Source organism: Gudongella sp. DL1XJH-153 (assembly GCF_049310905.1).
Taxonomy (GTDB): Bacteria; Bacillota; Clostridia; order Tissierellales; family Tissierellaceae; genus Gudongella.
Map to the genome: position 1 here is coordinate 1 of NZ_JBMEMN010000102.1, position 326 is coordinate 326.

At 38.7% G+C, this 326-nt stretch carries 1 protein-coding gene and 1 pseudogene; both read right to left on the bottom strand.

Translation table 11 applies throughout. The annotated features are described in order from the left end of the window. Positions 1–76 (bottom strand): SHOCT domain-containing protein (locus ACOEN1_RS13550; RefSeq protein WP_422487414.1); only part of this gene is annotated, 76 nt, incomplete at its 3' end. Then, positions 73–326 (bottom strand): annotated as a pseudogene (locus ACOEN1_RS13555) (RNA polymerase subunit sigma-70); the annotation flags it as partial. The pseudogene ACOEN1_RS13555 and the gene ACOEN1_RS13550, both read right to left, overlap by 4 nt.

The following is a 326-nucleotide window of genomic DNA, read 5'->3' on the forward strand; positions in this document are numbered from 1 at the left end:
TTTTTTCAAGCATGGATTTTGCAATAGAAAGACTTGATTGGTATTGCTTTTCAGCTCTGAATTGATCGTCTGTCATATTACATCACCGCCTTTGAAGCGGTCGTTTATATAGCAGTCATGAGAACAATACTTTCTCTTTGAATTGCCATAAGCGGTAAAGGAGCAACCGCAATAAGCGCAGGTGAAGGAGTAGATGGCTTTCTTATTAACCTTGTCCTGATTCGAGTTCCACCATGTAATACGACACTGTTGGTTACAGAATTTCAATTTCTTTTTTCCTGAGATCTGTATAAGCTCCTTACCGCAGTGTTTACAGTATTCCTTAT